Origin of the sequence: Hymenobacter mucosus (genome assembly GCF_900188255.1) — a bacterium.
Taxonomy (GTDB): domain Bacteria; phylum Bacteroidota; class Bacteroidia; order Cytophagales; family Hymenobacteraceae; genus Hymenobacter; species Hymenobacter mucosus.
In genome coordinates this window covers 252,504-273,223 of record NZ_FZNS01000006.1, presented here as the reverse complement: position 1 = coordinate 273,223, position 20,720 = coordinate 252,504, and the positions used below count along the sequence as shown (strand labels likewise).

At 51.0% G+C, this 20,720-nt stretch carries 16 protein-coding genes; 3 read left to right on the top strand and 13 right to left on the bottom strand.

The features are described 5' to 3' along the window. Positions 1 to 42: 42 nt before the first annotated feature. The 5 genes from CHB83_RS15790 to CHB83_RS15770 form a co-directional block, all read right to left on the bottom strand. The gene (locus CHB83_RS15790) at positions 43 to 537 is read right to left on the bottom strand and encodes a F0F1 ATP synthase subunit B (RefSeq protein WP_045688345.1); all 495 of its coding nucleotides are present in this window, start codon (positions 535 to 537) and stop codon (positions 43 to 45) included. 169 nt (positions 538 to 706) lie between these two features. Continuing rightward, on the bottom strand, positions 707 to 967 hold the full coding sequence (atpE, locus tag CHB83_RS15785; RefSeq protein WP_019946527.1) for an ATP synthase F0 subunit C: 261 nt from the start codon (positions 965 to 967) through the stop codon (positions 707 to 709). A gap of 53 nt (positions 968 to 1,020) precedes the next feature. Beyond that, a complete protein-coding gene (atpB, locus tag CHB83_RS15780) occupies positions 1,021 to 2,079 on the bottom strand; it encodes a F0F1 ATP synthase subunit A (RefSeq protein WP_045688346.1) in 1,059 nt (352 codons plus the stop codon). 33 nt (positions 2,080 to 2,112) lie between these two features. Beyond that, entirely contained in the window at positions 2,113 to 2,520 is a 408-nt protein-coding gene (locus CHB83_RS15775; protein ID WP_143437153.1) for a hypothetical protein, read from the bottom strand. A 48-nt stretch (positions 2,521 to 2,568) separates the two neighbouring features. Further along, positions 2,569 to 2,814, bottom strand: a complete 246-nt coding sequence (locus CHB83_RS15770; protein ID WP_089333297.1) for an AtpZ/AtpI family protein — start codon at positions 2,812 to 2,814, stop codon at positions 2,569 to 2,571. A 223-nt stretch (positions 2,815 to 3,037) separates the two neighbouring features. Between CHB83_RS15770 and porW the strand changes: the two genes are divergently transcribed. From porW to uvrC, 3 genes are all read left to right on the top strand, one after another. Next, positions 3,038 to 6,208 (top strand): type IX secretion system periplasmic lipoprotein PorW/SprE, encoded by a 3,171-nt coding sequence (gene porW, locus CHB83_RS15765; protein WP_089333296.1) that lies wholly within the window; start codon positions 3,038 to 3,040, stop codon positions 6,206 to 6,208. Between the two features lie 80 nt (positions 6,209 to 6,288). Continuing rightward, positions 6,289 to 8,634 (top strand): transglycosylase domain-containing protein, encoded by a 2,346-nt coding sequence (locus tag CHB83_RS15760; protein WP_082455390.1) that lies wholly within the window; start codon positions 6,289 to 6,291, stop codon positions 8,632 to 8,634. 196 nt (positions 8,635 to 8,830) lie between these two features. Further along, complete coding sequence (gene uvrC, locus CHB83_RS15755; protein WP_089333295.1) at positions 8,831 to 10,648, top strand: excinuclease ABC subunit UvrC; 1,818 nt, start codon at positions 8,831 to 8,833, stop codon at positions 10,646 to 10,648. Positions 10,649 to 10,729: 81 nt separating this feature from the next. Here the strand turns inward: uvrC and CHB83_RS15750 are convergent, their stop codons facing one another. The 8 genes from CHB83_RS15750 to CHB83_RS15715 all read right to left on the bottom strand — a co-directional run bounded on the left by CHB83_RS15750 (position 10,730) and on the right by CHB83_RS15715 (position 20,699). Further along, on the bottom strand, positions 10,730 to 12,487 hold the full coding sequence (locus CHB83_RS15750) for a hypothetical protein (protein ID WP_089333294.1): 1,758 nt from the start codon (positions 12,485 to 12,487) through the stop codon (positions 10,730 to 10,732). 248 nt (positions 12,488 to 12,735) lie between these two features. Continuing rightward, the gene (gene porN / locus CHB83_RS15745; RefSeq protein WP_045688351.1) at positions 12,736 to 13,620 is read right to left on the bottom strand and encodes a type IX secretion system ring subunit PorN/GldN; all 885 of its coding nucleotides are present in this window, start codon (positions 13,618 to 13,620) and stop codon (positions 12,736 to 12,738) included. Positions 13,621 to 13,668: 48 nt separating this feature from the next. Next, positions 13,669 to 15,252, bottom strand: coding sequence for a type IX secretion system motor protein PorM/GldM (porM, locus tag CHB83_RS15740; protein ID WP_045688352.1), 1,584 nt, complete (start codon positions 15,250 to 15,252; stop codon positions 13,669 to 13,671). A 60-nt stretch (positions 15,253 to 15,312) separates the two neighbouring features. Beyond that, positions 15,313 to 16,128 (bottom strand): type IX secretion system motor protein PorL/GldL, encoded by an 816-nt coding sequence (porL, locus tag CHB83_RS15735; RefSeq protein ID WP_045688353.1) that lies wholly within the window; start codon positions 16,126 to 16,128, stop codon positions 15,313 to 15,315. A gap of 98 nt (positions 16,129 to 16,226) precedes the next feature. Further along, a complete protein-coding gene (gene porK, locus CHB83_RS15730; RefSeq protein WP_089333293.1) occupies positions 16,227 to 17,246 on the bottom strand; it encodes a T9SS ring complex lipoprotein PorK/GldK in 1,020 nt (339 codons plus the stop codon). A 239-nt stretch (positions 17,247 to 17,485) separates the two neighbouring features. Then, on the bottom strand, positions 17,486 to 18,664 hold the full coding sequence (locus tag CHB83_RS15725; protein ID WP_236704878.1) for a PorP/SprF family type IX secretion system membrane protein: 1,179 nt from the start codon (positions 18,662 to 18,664) through the stop codon (positions 17,486 to 17,488). Beyond that, positions 18,621 to 19,451 (bottom strand): uroporphyrinogen-III synthase, encoded by an 831-nt coding sequence (locus CHB83_RS15720; protein WP_045688367.1) that lies wholly within the window; start codon positions 19,449 to 19,451, stop codon positions 18,621 to 18,623. The genes CHB83_RS15725 and CHB83_RS15720 overlap by 44 nt, the downstream gene beginning before the upstream one ends. A gap of 72 nt (positions 19,452 to 19,523) precedes the next feature. Next, a complete protein-coding gene (locus tag CHB83_RS15715; protein WP_089333292.1) occupies positions 19,524 to 20,699 on the bottom strand; it encodes a DUF4271 domain-containing protein in 1,176 nt (391 codons plus the stop codon). Positions 20,700 to 20,720 lie beyond the last annotated feature (21 nt).

The window sequence follows — 20,720 nt, the reverse complement described above, 5'->3', positions numbered from 1 at the left end:
TCGGTTCGGCCGCAGCCTACTGCTCAGTACCGATACTCACTACTAATTCAATTTTACTTCCTTCAGGTACGAGTCCACGAGTTGCTGTTGAGCAGGCTCATCAGTTAATTGACGACGCAAGATGCGCTCAGCAATATCGATGGAGAGCTTGGCGGCGGTGTTTTTCACCTCGGCCAGAGCGGCATTTTTCTCGTTCTGAATAGCTTCACGAGCTTGCAGCGTCAGGCGGTTGCCTTCTTCGATAGCTTTGTTCTTGGCCTGCTCAATGAGCTGGTTAGAAACATCAGAAGCTTCTTTAAGAATCCGGTCGCGCTCCATGCGAGCTTCAGCCAGCAACTTTTCGTTACCTGCTTTCAGCTGCTGCATTTCTAGCTTGGCCTGATCGGCCATGCGCAGCGCACCTTCAATGGAGCTTTCCCGCTCTTTCAGCGAGCTGAGAATTGGTTTCCAGGCAAACGTGCGCAGCAAGAGCAACACAATGCCGAAAATCACCAATTGCCAGAATATCAGACCAAATTCGGGCGTTACAATTCCCATTGTAGAAACAAGTAGGTAGTGAGGAATAGGCCCCCGTAACGGCTGGGCAGTAAGCGGAAGTTCCGCCTGTGTATACCCGACAGCTTGGAACCAGAAAAGCCAAGACAGCCCGCTACGCCGTGCGCTGAGGCGACGCGCGCAGCGGGCTGCTTATGTACTACCTCTATCCCTAGAGATTGAAGGAAATCAGCAGGCAGACTACTACTGCGAACAGGGCCAGACCTTCGATCAGAGCGGCCACAATCAGCATAGCGGTTTGGATTTTGCCCGAAGCCTCCGGCTGACGACCAATGGCCTCCATAGCCTGACCACCGATACGACCAATGCCCAGACCGGCACCTAGAGCAACCAGACCAGCACCAATAGCAGCACCGAATACGGCCAGACCAGCAGAATTAGTAATGGCCTGCAACAACAGAGAAAGAAGCATAAAAAAGAAGTTTGTGGGGAGTGAAAAACAAAAAAATCAGGGGGTGAGAAAACTTAGTGACCGTGCGCGTGTGCTGGCTCGGCACCGTCGCCACCGCCCATTTGGAAATCGGCATCGTGGTGCTCTTCCACTGCGCCGCCAATATACATGGCCGTCAGCAGGGTGAAGATATAGGCCTGAAGGATGGCCACCATCAGCTCTAGAGTGTTGATAAACAAACCAAACGCCAGAGAAACTGGAGCTACGCCCAAATTGCGGAAGATAAAGATGAGCGAAATGAAGCTCAGCGTTACAATGTGGCCAGCCGTAATGTTGGCAAACAAACGAACCATCAGAGAGAAGGGCTTCACAATGATGCCGATAACTTCAACCGGAATCATAATTGGAAGCAGGGCCTTCGGCACACCTGGCGTAGCGAAGATGTGATGCCAGTAGTTCTTATTAGAGCTGAACAGCGTGATAAGCAGTGTCAGCAATGCCAGCGTCAACGTCACGGAAATGTTGCCAGTGAGGTTAGCGCTACCAGGCAGTAATCCCATCAGGTTGTTGAACCAGATGAAGAAGAAAACGGTGAGCAAGTATGGCATGTAGCGCTCATACTTAGGGCCAATAGACTTCTTAGCTACTTCGTCGCGGATAAAGACGATGATTGGCTCGAAGAAAGACTGAATACCGCGAGGGGCACCGCTTCCACGCTTGGCATAGCCACGGGCTACTGCCGTGAACACGGCCACCAACAGAATGGCACTCAGCATCAGCGAAGCGACATTTTTGGTGATTGAAAAATCGTATACCTTGCTACCGTCTTCTGACACGAGATGCTCGTGCTCCAGCTTAAAGCCGTCGTACACCTTGCCTTCGGCCAAGTTGCGAGACGAAAATACGGACAGCCCCTGGCCTGGACGGAACGCAATAACCGGCAGGTACGTGGTGAAGTGACTGTTGTCGGTAGAGAACCAGTGCCACTCGTGAGAATCACCGATGTGGTGTAGAATCATCTCACCGGGGCTGAACTCCTCCTTGTCGGTGGCTTCTGCAGTCGTAGCCGTCGGCTCGTTAGCGTAGACAGAGAACGATAATAAACAGAAGAGAGCTAAAAGTAAGCGCTTCATTCAGAGGGATTTGGGGTGGATTTCACAAAATCTTCATTTTGCATTTTCCCCCGGTTTTGAAAACGGGCGCAAGTTACTCAGAACGCTCCAGACTTCAAACCCAGCAAAGAGAAAATACAACACGAAGAAGCTTCCCAGAAACGCCCACCGGGCATCACCTTCCTTTCCACCACCCCGGAAAAGGTATATCAGCACTAATACGAGTGATAAAAGCAGCCGAATAATCATGGACCCAAAGTAGGCAACCATGAAATTATCTGCGTTGGCCTGCACAATACGCGCGGTGACCCGGTAGGTGACAAAGGTCAAGACCGTGAAGAAGGCGAACGTGTAGAGGGTGAAGGGGTGAACGATGCGGGGTCCGAACTGACTATATAATGCGTACAGCACAAAGCCCACAAGCAAGCAGAAGAGTAAATAGGAACGGAGAAATTTCTTCACAGGCAGCCTATGGTATAGAATCGGTGGGGATGGGGTGAGGCACTTCTATTAGCTTCCTTTCGTGACCGAACGAATAACATTGTATAAAGCGGCAAACAACCCCAACAGCATTAGCCCCAGCGTGAACCACGGCGTCTTGGTCTGGTAATGCCCATCTAGCCAATAACCAGCCCACGTGCTTAGCCCAATGGTGGCTAGCATTTGGATACCGATACCAGAGTAGCGAGCGAAGCTACGCAGCCGGTCAGTGTTGTCGGGGTCTGGCGTAGGGTGAGGAGGCGTATCAGTAGCCATAGGAAACGAACAGAGACGGGACGCAAAACTACGCAGCCGCTTCGGGGAAGTTAGGGCATACGGCAGAAAGTATCGGGGCGGACTCCTAAATCACCCTTCTCGCTTCGCGAAGATTAAAGCCGTAATTTTACCGGAAGTGCTACGTTGAAACAGAGTGGTACCCGAACGAATTGGGAGAGCAACCGCGTTTTCTACCCACTATCTAGCCTTAGGCCCTGCCGTTTTGAAGTCAATCCTCTCCTTATCTCGTCTGCTATCTGCTCCCGCAGCTGCACTGCTGCTCGTAGCCGGAGTAGTGGGCTGCTCTGCGGAGCGTGGCTCCTTGGTAGGACACACCTACGATAACGTAGTAGCCCGTGATAATGCGTATTTCCTGGCCCGCGAGAAGATGCGTGCTACAGAAGTTACGCTCTACGCAGCCCGTGTAAACGACTATAATCGGGTGCTACCCTTGTTTCCAACGGTAGATGATGCCACTGTCAAGCGGATTTCAGCTGATATGGAGGACATCATCAAAAAAGCATCTTTGCCTATTCAGCACCGTCCGGGGTCCGACTGGACTGATGATTCCTACATCTTGGTTGGCAAAGCGCGCTACTACAAGGCCGAATACGAAGATGCTGCCAAGACTTTTAAGTACGTCAACACAACGAGCAAAGACCCCAACGCCCGGCATGAGGCACTGATTTGGCTGATGCGCACATTCTTAGCTACAAAAGAGCTGGAAAGCGCCGGGGCTGTTTCCGACTTGCTTGACAAGGAACAGGGTACTCCGCTAAACGCACGAGAACTGTTTCTGACGCGGGCAGAATACTTCCTGCGGGTGGGTGAGCAAGCCAAAGCCATTGAGCAACTGGAAAAAGCGGTACCGCTGGTTACGCCAAAAAATGAACAGTCGCGCACCCGCTACATTTTGGCACAACTATATCAAGCACAGGGCCAGGACAAGAAAGCCTACGCCGAGCTAAACCATATTCTTAAGAAGAACCCACCTTATGAGCTGGATTTCTTTGCGAAGCTGATGCTAGGCCAGGTATCCGACCTGAACCAAACAGACCGGACCCGCTTGGATAAGTACTTCGCCAAACTGCTGAAGGACACCAAGAATAAAGAATACCGCGACAAGATATACTATGAGATGGCGCGGCTGGAGTACCGTCAGCAACGCTACCCGGAAGCCCTAGCCCTGTTGCAACGGTCGGCACGGACTACGACCACTAACCGAGCACAGAAATCATATACGTACTTGCTGAGCGGCCGTATTTATTACGAGAACCTACAGAAGTACCGCCTAGCTGCTGCCTATTATGACAGCACGGTGCAAAACCTACCGCAGGAGTTGCCAGAGTACGCGGCTATTTCTGAGCGAGCAGCTATTCTTAAGGATTTTGCTCGGCAGTTGACCGTCATCGAAACGCAGGATAGTCTACAGGCACTCACTCGCTTGGATACTGCAACTCTTCGCACTCGATTGACGGCCTATGCCCAGGCGGAACTTGATGAGCAGCGACGTAAAAATGAGGCGCTAGCTGCGCAACAGGCAAGCTTAGAGCAGCGTGGGCGCCAAACACAACTAGGTGTCAATAATGCCCGCGACTTACAAACCGGCATTAACTCTGATGATTTCTTGGCGGCTAGTACGGGCGATAAGTGGTACTTTGACAATCCAACCGCACTGGGCTCGGCACGTACCGAGTTCATCCGCAAATGGGGTGACCGGCCCTTGCAAGACAACTGGCGTATAGTTACCCAAATCAGTAACTCTCCTGTCACGCAGCAAGGCGGCAACGTGCCAGTGAGCATTGCTGGCAATACAAGTACAAGCGTGAACCCTACCGGCGCAGGTGCCCAGGAGCAAACGCCCCAGGACCCAGCAGTGCAACTCAATGCTTTGGTAGCTCAGTACCGACAGAATTTACCTTTGACCAGCCCCTCGCTGAAACTTTCGCAGGAGCTGATTCAGGAGGCTCTGTTCAACTTAGGAGGCATCTACAATCAAGAGCTACGGGAGCCCCTACCAGCTGCTGAAACATACGAAAAACTGCTGGCCCGCTTCCCCGACGGACAGCACACGCCCGAAACGCTATACATTCTGTACTTGCTCTATAAGGACCGCAACGAGGCTGGCAAAGCGGAAGGCTATGCCCAGCAGTTGCGGCAGCGTTTCCCTTCGTCGTCCTACGCCCGATTGGTGGCCGACCCAGAATACCTGCGGCGTACTTCAGTAGCAACTGCGCAAGTAGCCATCTTGGTAGACTCGGCTTTTACACTTTATAAAAAGCAAGACTTTACAAAGGCATCGTCCGTACTGTCGCAGGCTAAAAAGCAGTATCCCGAAAACGACCTGAACGACCGGGTCGCGTTCCTCAGCACCCTTCTTACGATTCGGACTCAGCCGCCCGCTACGGCCAAGGCCGCAGTAGAGAAGTTCTACAAAGACTACCCACAAAGTCCGCTTGCCAACCAAGCGGTATCAATGATAAACACCTACAAGCAGTACGAAGCAGGCCAGATTTCTGGTACCCTCGCATCTACCGACAAGCCTGTTGTATCAATGTTCCGGCCGGGTGAAGTAGAGAACCGAATGCGCATCTACTACAAAGAAACGCCAACTGCGCCAGCTTCCACTCCTGCGCTCACGCCCACAACCAAACCCGCAAATACTCCAGCAACTTCAGCTTCGCCTACTTCAGCGGCACCTGTTGCTCCAGCTACAGCTCCTATTACTACACCAACGGTTGCTACTGATTCGGCCGCAACCCGCGCTAGTACACCTGCTACCCCGGCGGTAGACCCAGCTAAGGCGGCTCGCATGGCTGCGGCCCAAGCGCGGGCTCGTGGCAAGAAGCCAGCAGTAGCTCCCAAAACAAAAGTCCCAGCTGAGGCTACACCAGCCCCTGTTGCAGCAGTTCCTGCGCCTGCTCCAGTAGCCGGTACACCTGCTCCTCAGCCACCTGCTCCTACTACCGTTCCTGCTACCAGTACACCTGCTGCATCGGTGCCCACCGCACCCTCAAGGCCATCGACAGCATATAAAGCGGATCTGAGCGCTCAGCATGTGGTAGTGCTTGTGTTCCCCAAAGGAGCAGCCTCGCTTCAAACCTTACCAGATCAGCTTGGGATATATAACAGCAGATTCTTCAAGGCCAATAACCTGCAGGTGCAGCAGCAACCGCTCAACGATACGCAGGATGCGCTAATCATCAGCAGCCTGGCGGGGGCTAAAGTTGCTCAGAGTTACGCGCTGAAACTGCGGGGCCCTCAGTCGCCCGTGAGTAAGCTACGAGGTGCGGGTTACCAAACTCTAGTAATTGGTATTGATAACTTGCCACTCCTATTGCAAACCAAAGACCTAGAGGGGTACCAACGCTTCTACCAGCAAACCTACCGCTAGTATTTAAGTCTTAGCTTGAAAGCCTCCTTGGTAAGGTTGCAAGCTGAGACTGAATACTAGGTCAAATTTCCTTCAAACGAATGGCTTATCCTGCCGCTAAAAACAAATCTACTCTACGTAAGTCTAACTCTGCAGGCCGTTTTACTGGGCTCACGCGCACATTGTGGGCGCTTTTTGGGCTCGGCATTGTTGGTCTGATCCTATATGTACTAGCCGTCAGCGTCAACTTCATGAACCTGTTTGGGCGCATGCCCAACTTAAAGACGCTTGAGAACCCCAGGAGTGAACTAGCTTCGGAGATTTACTCAGCTGATGGTGTGCTCATGGGTAAGTATTTCCGTGAGAACCGCACGCCTGCTGAGTACGAAGACCTCCCCCAACACTTAGTAGATGCCCTGATTGCAACCGAGGATGCCCGTTTTGAGGAGCACTCCGGCATCGACCCCAAAGCAACGGGCCGGGTAGTTGCAGGCTTGGCTACCGGCGGAAGCGGTGGGGGCGGCTCCACCCTCACCCAGCAGCTAGCCAAGGTGTTGTTCCGGACTCGCGGCGACTTGAACGACGGTGTACTCAATGATGTGCCTGGCGTGCGCATGCTGGTTACGAAAACCAAGGAGTGGATTTTGGCGGTGCGTTTGGAACGCAGCTACACCAAGCGCGAAATCCTGCGAATGTATTTGAACACCAACGATTACGGCTCCAACGCTTTTGGTATCAATACAGCAGCCAAAACCTTCTTTAATAAAAAGCCTCGTCAGCTAACTGTGGAAGAAGCGGCCACTCTAGTTGGCGTCCTAAACGCTCCTTCGCGCTTTAGCCCCAAGTTTAACCCAGGCCGCTCAAAGGCACGGCGCAACTGGGTACTGCGCCAAATGAACAAGTATGGCTACTTGGATGCTACTGCCTTGCGCGCCGACACGCTCAAGCCCATTGCACTGAATTACAGCGTAGAAAATCAGAACGAAGGTATTGCGCCCTACTTCCGGGTGGAGGTAAGCAAAATGCTCAGAACCTGGGCCAAGGAAACCGACCACGACCTGTACGCCGACGGCCTTAAGATTTATACCACCATCGACTCGCGCATGCAGAAGTATGCGGAGTCTGCTATTGCGGAGCACATGAAGCTGCAGCAGAAGTGGTTTGATCAGCAGTGGAAAGGCCAGCAGCCGTGGCGTGATGAGAATGGCCGCGTCATTCCAAACTTTCTCAATACTAGCATTCAGCGCACGGAGCGATACAAGTCACTCAACAACCGGTTTGAGGGTAATAAGGACTCCATCAAGTACTACCTCAACAAGAAGTACCGCATGAAGGTATTCACGTGGCAGGGTGGCGAGAAGGAAGTGCTAATGTCGCCCATGGATTCTTTGGCCTATTACAAGCGCATCCTGCACTCGGGGTTCATGGCTATGAATCCCTTGAATGGCCAAGTGAAAGCGTGGGTAGGTGGCATCAACTTCAAGTACATCAAGTACGACCACGTGAAGCAAGGAAAGCGCCAGCCTGGCTCTACGTTTAAGCCCTTTGTGTACGTAGCAGCCATTGACCAAGGCTATTCTCCCTGCTACCGCCGCCCCGACGTACCTACCACCTTCCCGGCGGAGCGGGGCCGCCCGGCTTACACGCCTAAAAACTTTGAAGGGAGCTATTCTGGCCGCTCGTTTACCTTACGCCAAGCTTTGGCTCGCTCTATGAACTCCATTACAGCGTGGTTAGTGCAGAAGCTGGAGCCCGCTACTATTGTAAGCTACGCCAAGCGTCTTGGTATCACCTCCCCTATTGAGGCAGTGCCCGCCGTGGGCTTCGGCTCCTCCGACGTGAGCATTTACGAGTTGGCGGGGGCCTACAGCACCTTTGTGCACAAGGGCGTGTGGACGGCGCCCATGATGGTAACGCGCATTGAAGACAAGAACGGCAATGTGCTCCGCGAGTTTGTTCCCCAAACCCGGGAAGCATTGAGCGAAGAAACTGCCTACCTGATGACCTACATGCTCCGCGGTGCTACGGAAGAGCAAGGTGGCACCAGCATCATCCTCAAGAACGGCTTCAACTTCCCTTATGAAATGGGGGCGAAAACGGGTACTACCTCTAATTACTCCGATGGCTGGTTTATGGGCCTTACGCCCAATCTTGTGTGTGGCATGTGGGTAGGCGGCGAAGACCGGAGCGTACACTTTCGCACGGGGTCCTATGGGCAAGGCTCCCGCTTAGCGCTGCCAATCTACGGGTTGTTTATGCGGAAGGTGTACGGTGACAAAAGCATTGATATTGACCGCGGGCCATTTGAGAAGCCGGAGAAGCCGCTCAGCATCGAGATTGACTGCTCCCGCTACTACGGTGGCAATAGTGGCCAGCGCGACACCATTCCCTACGAGCAGAAGCTAAACCAAGTGGACCTCGATGACTTGGAAGATCAGGATATATAATCCCTCAAATTGATAGTAGTTGCTGCGCGCAGCGGACACTCTACTCACGTAATAAATTGCAGAACGTGGCCGGGACTTACTGGCCACGTTTTTTGTTATAGAAGGCCGCATGTACACTTACCACCGAACCCTGGTGTAATTTCTATGCGTACTCCTGCGGGTATCCTCCTTCCCGCGCCGTTTAACCTTCCGCTCTATGGCTGCTCAAGCTCATTTACAAGACCAAATTCGTCAGCTTCCCCACCGGCCAGGCATTTACAAGTACTTCGATGCCGAGGACACTATCATTTACGTGGGCAAAGCCATCGATTTGCGCAAACGTGTAAGTAGCTACTTCACGAAACAGGATCACAACAAGAAAACGCAACAGCTGGTCAAGAACATCCGACGAATTGAGTTTACTATTGTTGACTCGGAGTCTGATGCCTTTTTGCTGGAAAACAACCTAATCAAGCAGCTTCAGCCTAAGTACAATATCTTGCTGAAGGATGGCAAGACGTACCCTTATTTGCTGCTGACCAACGAGCGGTTTCCACGCCTCATTCCAACCCGGAACAAAAAGCCGGGTGATGGTCGCTACTACGGCCCTTACGCCAACGTGACGGGTATGAACCTGATACTGGAGCTGATCCGGGCGTTGTACCCTTTGCGGACGTGTACCTACAACCTTTCGCCTCAAAACGTGGAGGCAGGAAAGTTTAAAGTGTGTTTAGAGTATCACCTCGGCAACTGCAAGGGGCCCTGTGAGGCCCTGCAAGATGAGGAAACGTATAACCAGTACATCCAGCAGATCCGGCAGATCCTAAACGGCGACCTACGTTTGCCCAAGCAATACTTCCGCGAGAAGATGATGCAGGCAGCTCAAGAGCAACAGTACGAGCTAGCGCATCAACTTAAGCAGAAGCTAGACAAGCTGGATGAGTTTCAGGCCAAGAGCACTATTGTCAATGCGAACCTCACGAACATTGACGTGTTCAGCATCGCCTCAAACGAGAAATCGGCTTTCATCAACTACCTCAAGGTGATGAATGGTAGCATTATCATGACGCAATCGGTGGAGGTGCAGAAGAAGCTGGATGAGCCAGACGATGAAATATTAGCGCCCTTGATTATGCAGATGCGTGAGGAATTTGAGAGCCAGTCAAAAGAAGTTCTGACCAACGTGGCAATACCTGCCTTGCCTCTACCGGGCGTAACCGTCAGCCAACCGCAGATCGGCGACAAACGCAAGCTAATGGAGCTTAGCATCAAGAATGTGCTTTACCTCCGCAAGGAGAAGGAAAGCATGAACGACCGGAGCAAAGACCTGAATGAAGTTCGCATCATGGAAACCATGAAGAAGGACTTGCACCTGACGGAGCTACCCAAACACATCGAGTGTTTCGACAACTCCAACTTTCAAGGTGATAATCCAGTGGCTGCCATGGTATGCTTCCGGAATGCGAAGGCGAGTAAGAAGGACTACCGGCACTTTCACATCAAAACCGTAGTAGGCCCCAACGACTTCGACTCTATGTACGAAATTGTGATGCGGCGCTACCGCCGTTTGTTGGATGAAGGTGCCAGCTTGCCCCAGCTGATTATTGTAGACGGAGGTAAAGGCCAGCTCGGCATGGGAGTTAAGGCACTAAAGGACCTTGGGCTCTGGGGGCAAATCCCCATCATTGGTATCGCCAAGCGCTTAGAGGAAATTTACGTTCCCAATGACCCCTTACCGCTCTACATCGACAAGAAGAGCGAAACCCTCCGCCTTATTCAGCGCATGCGGGACGAAGCCCACCGCTTCGGCATTACCTTCCACCGCAGCCGCCGCGATGCTGCTACTCTTAAAACGGAACTAACCGATGTCAAAGGCCTCGGTCCTATTACGGCCGATAAGCTTTTAACTAAGTTTAAGTCGGTCAAGAAAATCAAGGAGCTGACCGAAGCCGAACTGATAGCAGAGGTAGGCAAAGCAAAAGCCCGGATTCTCCTAGACTACTTTGCCGAGCAGGACTCGCCCGCAGTGCAGTAGTCCGGACAATCCGGGCCAGCTTCTTGTAGCGCACTAACCGCCACTGTCAGCTAACTCTAGCAGGCAGTGGCGGTTTCGGCATTATGCCTGGGCACCAACTAGAGGGGCTCCTTGCAAGCTAGCAAGCACGGTACGCATGCCTTGCTCGGCATTGTCGCCGAGATGAATACGCAACGTACGGCGGCTGTAGTCATGCAGTGCCTGCAAGTCGCCAGCAGCCTGCGCATTTTGGAAAGTACCAAACGAGTAAGAACGACCGGGCAACTGAATGTCCTGCGGATGGTCTACGGTGAACTGTACGAACAAGCCCGTGTTAGGACCGCCTTTGTGGTACTGACCAGTGGAATGCAAGAAGCGCGGCCCGTACCCAGAGGTTGTAGCAATGTGTAGTTGATCTACAACCTGCTGACGCAGCCGCTGTAAATCTTCATTCAACTCAGGCGATTCCGTTAAGTACGCTTGGATATTGAGGAAGTCACCAGGTTTGGCCTGCGCGAAGAATGCACGCACTAAGTCAGCAGCCGTATTAGCTTGAACGGCGGTGTAATACGATACACCATCTTCCGTTACTTTGGGCTCTTCCGTCTGAGGTAGCTTGCCTTCTTTTTCTACCACCTTCATCAGGCTATCGGTAGCCGTCTTGGCGGCTTGCACGTTCGGCTGGTCGAAGGGGTTAATCTGCATTACAGCACTAGCTACGGCCGTTGCTACTTCCCACCGGAAGAACTCTTGACCAAGATCCAGCGGGTCAGCCATCAGAATGGTAATTACTGGGTGCCCAGCTTGCTCTAATGCTGCTAGCTTTTGCTGGTTGGCCTCGTCAGGCTTGCCTTGGTAGCCAACATACACGAACACTCGGTCTTGGCCATATACTGCTGGTGCACCTAGCGGCTCACCGGCTACTGGCAAAATGCCTTTTCCTTCTTTACCTGTACTTTCCGCAATAAGCTGCTCTAGCCATAAGCCCAGGTCACTTAACGACTGCGGTACTACCAAGGTTAGCTTGTCTCGGCCTTCCTGAGCTAATACGCCCAGTGCAACACCCAACTCTAAACCAGGATTATGATTAACCGGTCCGTAGGCACCGCACGCACGCATCATTTCAACAGCACGATCCAGCAGTTCCCGAATGTTGATTCCGTATAAGGCAGCAGGCACTAACCCAAAGTACGATAGCGCCGAAAAACGACCACCTACTTCAGCGAAGTTGAGGAAAATACGGCGGTAGCCTTGCTCGGTAGCTGCGGTAACAAACTTAGAACCTGGGTCAGTTATTGCCACGAAGTTCTCCCCAGCTTTGTCACCCTTTAACTCTTGTAAGCGGTGGTAGAAATAATCACCGAAAGCTAGTGGCTCAGCCGTAGTCCCTGATTTGCTGGCCACAATGAAGAGCGTCTCTGTCAGAGGCACCGATTTCTCAATCTCACGTACGGTACCAGGATTGGTTGTGTCAAGAATGGACATGGGAAGCCCACCTTCACCCTGCGGGAATGACTTTTCAAATACGATAGGAGCCATGGTGCTACCACCCATGCCCATTACGACTACGTGCTTGAACCCTGCCGCATTCACTTCCTGCGCGAACTGTTCGATTTCAGGCACAGCGGCCACCATCGTTTCAGCTACTCGCAACCACCCCATAAAGCTACGTACGCTTTGCTGCGCGGCCTCATCTTGCACCCACAGCGAAGCTTCTTTCTGCCAAAAGCCTTTCGTAAAGTCTCTTGCATCAAATTCCTGAAGTTTGGCGTTGATGGCACTTTGGTACTTGCCTAACTGCAGTGTTGCAGGAGCTACTTTGTCGGCCGAATCTAGCTGTTTCTTGTCTTGTGCGTCCATGGAATAAACAAAGGTTCGTGAAGTTGTAATCAGCCTACTATGCCAGCCAGATGGTAAGCTACCACCTGAGCTATGAAACGATACCTACTTGGCACCTTGCCAAAGGTCTACAAACTCTCTTTTCAAGCATACTAACACCACAATATTATTGTGGCCCGTTGATGTACGAGATGGCAAGATATAAGACAAAAAAGGCCTTGTCGTTATGACAAGGCCTTTTTTGCAAAGTAATTAAACGGTACTACCGCTTAGAAGCTCCACAGGTTGTATTCATACTCGATAAGATCAGCGGCTGCCTGCTGCGAAGCAAGAATACCCTGCTGCTGACCACCATAGATTTCATCGAGACGCGAATCATTCGGGTTGGAAACCTTCACGATGTACGAGTTGAACAACCACAATTCGAAAGCATCTGCCAAGTTCTTGTGTTGGGCATCATTCTGCGGATTAAACCAAATGGCCTTGTCCGGATTGTTGCGGAACACCTTCACTAGGTCACTGTACTTAAACGTGCCAATTACCTTCTCGATACCGGAGGTGTTAGCAGACAGTGTAGAAGGAACCAATAGCGTAATGGCTTTGATATCATGATACATCCGTGACCGTTTTTTGTCAAAGATCATATCCTCCTTCATCTCCATCTGGTAGAGGTCCTTATAGCGATACTCGTTAGCTACAGGAGCAGCAGGCTGACGCGGGGCAGCAGCCGAACGACCGTTACGATTACGAGGAGCTGGTGTACCCCAATCATCGCCCGTGTCCTCCGAGAAACCGGCCGCACGTTCTTCGTCACTAAGGCCTGCGCTGGCTTCAGCATACGACATATTCGACATCACTTCCTTCGAAGAGAAGGTCGAAGTCAACGAATCGTTTTTGTATGCTTGCAACTCTCCACGCTTCACCGCTTCGATAATTACACGGCTGATTTCTCTCTGCTCCGCGAACATTGGCTTGTTCTGCTTCTCGCGTAGATCAATCGCGCGCCAAATCGTCTTCCGGAACATGATGTCCGAATTAGGAATCGGGCGGTACGAGCCGTTGCTGCTCGCGGTGGTAGCTTGTTCCTGAGCCGAGGCTGCCACCGACAGCATCAGGCCGGCCGTCAGAGCGGCGAAGGAGAGGAATTTGTTCATACCGAAGTAATCAAAAAAGCGCGGCGGTTAGTTCAGAAGAGTAACGTATTATATCAGCGGAATATTGAACGTCTTCGACACGTTCACCTCTTCAACGTTACCCTGGAAGTTTTGACGCTGTACCTGCTTCACTTCAATGTACAGACGGTCACCTTCACGGGCTGAGTTTACGATGCTGCTCAGATCAACAGTTGGACCGTTTACAGTAATAGGAGCCATTGCTGGGCGTTTGCCACGCACCAAAATAACCTCGTAGCGAGCAACGCGGAAACGAGCATCATCGGGCAGGAAGGTCGAAAAACCAGCGTCTGCTACAGCACGCAACTGCATGTTGCGCACAGCTGTAACTGGAGTCCCTTGCTTTTCATTAGCCTCACGACCACCTACGATGCATTTAATCTCTGGCTTAGGAATCGGACGAACTTGGAAAGTTTGCGAACCGATGGGGTTACCACCACTGCTTACGCTTAGGGTCACCTCTTTCGAGTTTGGCACTAGCGTTACCTCGCCCTTAGCCGAACCTTTGATAGTAGAGGCACCGGAGGCCGAGAAGCTAGGCTCATACTGTGCACCCAACGCAGGTACTTGTACGCTCAACTTGTTACCGCAACGGAAGTACAAAGCTTGCACCGAGGCAGATTGAATCTGCATCACTGGCTTAGTGACTGTATAAGGCACCGTTACTTTAAAAGTCGTATCGCGGCCACCTTGCTTGAAGCGGATCGTGCCAGTCCATTGAGCCTTAGCATTACCAGCTTGGTCAAATGAACCTGGACGAGCAGTGAATTCTACCTTGCCTTTGCCATCCGGGCCTACTGACAGAGGTGAGCCATTCAAAGTCATCGAAGGGTTCAAACCCGAAGCTGAAGCAGTCAAAAACAACTCCGCTTTGTACTTAGTACCAGCAGCTACCGTATTTGATTCAGCACTGGCGAAAGCACCAATCTTATCGAAGATGATATTCTTAGCACCAACTTTAGAGGCCAATACACCCAGAGCATCAGATTCGTACTTCAGTACCTCAGCCTCTTTTTGCGAAAGCACTGCCAACGCAGCTACCAAGGGAGTATTCTCGAAGTTGATTTCAGCAAAGTTCTTGCTCTTCTGCTCCGGCTCTGTCACCATTGGATCTTCTTTAGCATCTAAAGCCAACGGAGCAGCATTCGGTACGTATTGCTTAATGAACGAAGAATACTCATTGAGCTTGTCCTTCATTTCGTAAGCAGCGCCGTCCTTTTTACCACCGATCATGGTAATAGCCACTTTGTCTTCGGCGCTCATGTTCTTGTACTCGTTCTTGCCTTTGGTGTTCTCAGTAGCAGTTACGAGTCGGTCACGTACTCCGCGCAGATAATCAATCATCTGCTTAGTGCGCGTCCGGATTGCATTGCTCTGCTCCAGGACGGCTAAGTCGCCTTTCTGGTTGTGAGCTTGCTCTACTTTGGACTGTATGCTTTTAACTGTGTTATCGTTCGATACCGACGTCTTATCGTTGATACCGAGCAAGCTGTCGTCCAGGAATTTAAATTTTAGCAGAATTGCTGAGTTTACTTGAAGGGCCAGAAGAGCGGTGAGTACCAAGTACATCATCCCGATCATCTTCTGCCGCGGAGTCTCTTTACCTCCCGCCATCGTGTCTACCTATCTATACTGGGGTGGAACTGATTCTGAATCGTTAGGATAACTAGCAGATTAGCTAGTAGCACGCATAGCGTTCAGCATGTTACCATACACACGGTTGAGCGAGCTCAAGTTCGTGGTCAGGCTAGTTACTTCCTGCTTGAACTGCTCAGTCTCCTTACCGGCTTCTGTTAGGTTTTCCATTGCCTGCGACAGCGTGCCATAGAACTTATTCATAGACTTCAAGTGCGTGTTGGCATCCTGAAGTTCCATCTCATACACTGCATTCAGAGCGCCCAAGTTTTTGGTCACGTTTTGCACCTGCAGGTGATATTCTTTTGCGTCAGACGTGGCATCAGCCATAGCCGTCATAGCCTGAGCGGTGTTAGCGTAGGCTTCGTTGATGCGCTCAAGCGACTGAGCGGCCGAACGAACCTTCGTGGTGTACTCATCAGTAGCGCTTGTAGCATCACCAAGCGTAGATAGCTGCTGAGTAGTAGCGCTCAAACGGTTCAAGCCCTGGCCCAAGGAGCTAATTGCTTCTGGGGTTACGTTAGCATCCTTCAGCATATCGTCCAGCTTACGGGTCAAGCCCGTGCCGCCATTGTCAATAGCATTGTTACGGAAGCTGGAGCTGCCAGTCGAGGGGTCATAGCCTTCGCTTAATTCCGGATATACCAGCGACCAATCAGGGGATTTCTCCGTGGGCTGAAATGCGCTGAACAAGAAGATTAGAGCCTCAGTCCCCAAACCAACGATCAACATAATGTCAGCCCCCTTCCAGTGCTGAATTTTAAATAGTGCTCCGACAATTACGACTGCAGCACCGATGCCATAAATCATTGGCATCACTTTGTCGAAGAAAAAATTACCGCCTTTTGCTGCCATGTGATTTGATTGTTGAAAAGAAGAGGTTTTGATTAATGAAAAGCGAAAAAGAAACGCAGATTGGGGAATTAGAAATAATCAGTGCAGTAGGCGTAGGCTTAGTTCAGGCTGCTATTGGTGCCCATGCCAATTTGAATCATGGCAGTGCGGAAACCAATGTAGGAGCGGGCTGAGTCCTGATATTCAAAGTTGCGGGTGCCGGTTTCCAGGAAGTACGCAATGTCCTTCCAAGAACCACCACGCACTACTTTGCGGGGCTCGTTGTCGTCGGGGTTAGTCGGGTTCATATCCCATACTACTGGCACGGAAGCTTCCATGTAAGCATCGTCGCACCATTCCGATACGTTGCCTGACATGTCATACAGACCGAAATCGTTCGGGAAGAAGGCACCTACTGGAGAAGTGTAAGCATAGCCATCCGAAGCGTAATCACCACGGCCGGGCTTAAAGTTGGCCAGCATGCAGCCCTTCGAATTACGCAGGTAGGGGCCACCCCAGGGGTACGTAGCTAAGTCACGGCCACCACGAGCGGCATACTCCCATTCAGCTTCGGAAGGCAGACGGAAGTTTGGTGTTGGCGCTAAACCAGCTTCTTCGTTAGCAGCATTCTTGTTCTTGGTGCGCCAGTTGCAGAAATACTTAGCCGCAAACCAATCCACTCCTACTACCGGATAATCATCGAAAGCCGGGTGGGTATAATAGTACTCCATGAGAGGATCCCCCATGTGGTAAGTGAAGTCGCGTACCCAAACGGTAGTATCAGGGTAGAGCTCTGTCATTACGTATTCTTCACCTAACACATCAATAGAATCCTGCCGAATGGCATTCATGAATTGACGGTATTCATTGTTGGTGATTTCTGTTTCGTCCATGTAGAAGCCGGCGATGGTAACCTGCTTGTTCATGTTGACCATGGAGGCTGAGATATCTTGGTCAGTCTGGCCCATGTGGAAAGTGCCGCCAGGGCAAGGCACCATGCCGAAGGGGACCTCCTGAGGATTAAACTCAGGACGATCTTCTGCCCCGACCAGGTCGCCTTGCGGTCCTTTGCCGAAACCACAGCCTCCCAGCAAGAGCGTAGAAAACGCAACGAGAGGCAAATAGAGAAACTTGTTCATGTGAGGAAGAAAAAGACTGTTCAGGCGGCGATACCCTTAGATTACAATTCTATGAGTCTGCAAATCTAGCTATTCGAACGTTCGTACGCAAGCCTATCGCTCAATGCTTTCCGATTGTCTACGAACCAGCTGTAGGGTTAGTTAAACGATGGAAAGCAACGAGTTAGTACGTGCAATCTGTAATTCGCATTCAACACAGTATCAGAATGCCGGATTAGCTCACTTAAAGCCTCTAATTACTAGAAGCTGTAACGTGGAGTGCGAATTGCCGGGCGTACGGCCATACCCGGTTTGGGTAGGCGATAGGAGAGCATCAACTCGAACGAGCTGAGCGCGCGTGCATCTTGGTTAAATGCAACTAAGTCATAAGCCAATCCCACGCGCATTGCGTTATCCTTAGCAAAACTCAGGCCAGCCATGCCAGTGAACGACTCGTCGTAGCGATAACCAATGCCACCCCAAAAACGGTCGTTGAATGTAGCACGTGCGCCAAGCTCGTAGGAGTTGTTTTTGAACGTAAACTTATTGCTGTCCCCAAACTTTCCAGGCATCACCATTTTCACCAGCACGGTAGGTGTTATGACAACGGAAGAAGAAGCTTCGATATTGTAACCAGCCGTCAGATAGGCGTGATTTTCATTGATATACTCTGCTGTCCTTCCTCCGGCTACCTGGCTATTGAACTTATACGAAGAGCGCAGGAGATTATTCACACTTAGACCAACATATAATTGATCTGATTCATACCACGCTCCAGCCCCTACGTCAAACTTTTGATCAGACCCTTCTCGTGGTACTTTAACGTCGTCCTCATCATTAGCACGATAAGTACCCTGGTGAATATTATTCAGCACACCCTGGACGCCGATACCTAGGCGCCCCTCCCCCACCTTGAAATGCTTTGAGTAAGAAAGCTGGGCATTCGTGGTGCCCAATTGAGCAATCTTGTCGCGATATACACCGATGCCGAGGCCTCCTCCAATAGCGGCAACAGGTAGAGAAGCTGTTAAGGACAGGGTTTGAGGAGAGCCGCCACTATCGAATGTGCCATCATAGCCATAGTACTGAGAACGACCTATAGCTGTAATTTCCCCTTGGCCCTTGATGCCGGCATAAGCAGGGTTTAGATACATCCCATTGAAGCCATAATGACTAAACTGGGGCTGCTGTTGGGCCATAGCAGATCCTGCTACCGCCGACAACAGCAGAGTAGAAAGTAATATTTTATTCATAGAAGCGGCTGACTTTGGGTCAGTTACAGGCGCACATTTGAGAAACATGGTCTTTTCAAATGTAGCTAAAAAACGGGCTGCAACAAACCTCAGCGTAAAAACGCGCGGTGAAGCCCTTTTACCGACTTCACCGCGTTTAGAATCAGGCGCTTTGCTTACCGTTCTTGGTTTTTTCTTTGCCAGCATCCGTCCCGTGATGGTGTCGGATATAAGCTTCAATAGCTCCTGTCATAGAGGGAGCGTTTGGGTGGGGCGCTTCAATATCTAACTCTAGCCCTGCATCCCGAACAGCCTTTGCTGTAGTCGGTCCGAAAGCAGCAATACGAGTATTGTTTTGCTCAAAATCAGGAAAATTGATGAAAAGCGAGCTAATACCTGAGGGGCTGAAGAAAGCGATGCAATCATACTTCACATCGGAGAGGTCTGACAGGTCACTAGCAACGGTACGGTAAATAACAGCTTCCGTAAACTTAAAGCCGTTTGCTCGCATGTACTCGGGAATATCATCCTTCCGAATGTCAGAGCACGGATACAAGAACTTTTCGCTTTTGTGCTTTTTTATCACCTCGAACAGATCTACTGCTGTCCGCTGACCCACGAATAGCTTACGCTTACGTAGCACAATGTATTTCTGCAGGTAGTTAGCCGTCTGCTCAGAGATACAGAAATACTTCATTTCTGCAGGCATCTCAATCTTCGCTTCTTGGCAAATGCGGAAGAAATGGTCTACTGCATTGCGGCTAGTAAAGATGACGGCAGTGTGCTCGAGAATATTTACTTTCTCTTTACGAAAATCCTTGTAGGAAACCGGCTGCACATCAATGAACTCCCGAAAGTCAACCTTGATGCCGTATTTCTCGGCAATGGCGAAATAAGGAGATACGTCATTGGTGGGCTTCGGCTGGGTGACAAGAATGCTGGAGATGCGCTTGGCGTGACGGCCCGTCCCCGGTTTGTCGTTACTCTCGGCCATAGGGTAGAAAAATGGTAAGGCTAGGGCAATAGGAGCAGTGCAGAACACCAGCTCTAAAGCTGGTAGTAGGAATCAATAAGTAAAAACAATCAGCTTCAACAGAATGACCAAGGGAATCACTTCTGTGGCGCAAAGGTACGAAAACAAATGTAGATTCAGTAGTGACCCCTTACGGTGCAGCGTACGCGCGACCCGTAGCACAGTACCCACCAACAGCAAGGAAACCACACCGTTGGATACCCATAGTACCGTTTCAGGAAGGCGCTGATTGAGTCCTAGGTATAGGAACATGACCAGTGGAAGAAACAGCCCCATAAACAGCACCGTGCGAATAAATTCTCGGTATTGCACCATCACTAGGTCGGTCACATCAAAGATGTACCCCATAAGCTCCAGGAACAGGTATTTGCCAAGCACGAAGCCAGCTACGAGGGCTGTGTATAACAGTACCCGTAGGACAATGGCAGATTCAGGCACATCAAATAAGCGCCGCAGAATTACGATGCTCTGGATATTGGTATGAATGGCTACTAGTAGTAGAGCAAATGATAAGGAAAAGAGTAACACTAAGACAATATTGAGCCATGTAATAGTAGGCTTCATTAAGAAGTCTTGCTCCTGAGAGCTTTGCCCCCATAACCCTTCAAATTGATATATACGGGCAAAACCTGGTTGATACGTAGCTCGCAAACCGCCATACGCTAGCCCAATCAAGAGCAAGAAGCATAAGAATACATTCTGACCTTGGTGCCCACGCAAACGAGGCTGAGCTGCTACAACTGTTCCTTTGGCCTTACCCTTCTCTACTACTGGTACTGTAATAGCATTAGTAAAAGAGGCAAGGTTAGGAATGGCTTCAGGTTGCCATACGCACAGCAGATGCGGCCCCGCAATAGCTCTGGCAGGTAATAACTGGGCTAAATCTACCGTGTAAAAAGCAGGCCGAGGCGCCGTAAACACAAGCTGGTTATCAAGAAACAAGCTTAATTTCTGGCGCGCAGTAAAGCTAATTCGAAGGGGCTTCTTGGGCCTGATGGTCAGCCACTGGTAGTAGGCCTGGGCCGGAGCATGATAATCGGGAAGATATAGAACGAGCCTATTCTGAACTTCGTCGTGAATCAGCCAATCAGAGGTAAGGCCGCCACGTGGTGCGGGCGGCAACAGACGGTACTCGGCGGCTTGTGCCAACGACTGAGTTAGTAGCAGGCTCAGCAGCAGAATGCGGCGCAGGAAGCTACGAATAGGCACAGTTTAAGACCCTAGGAGCGT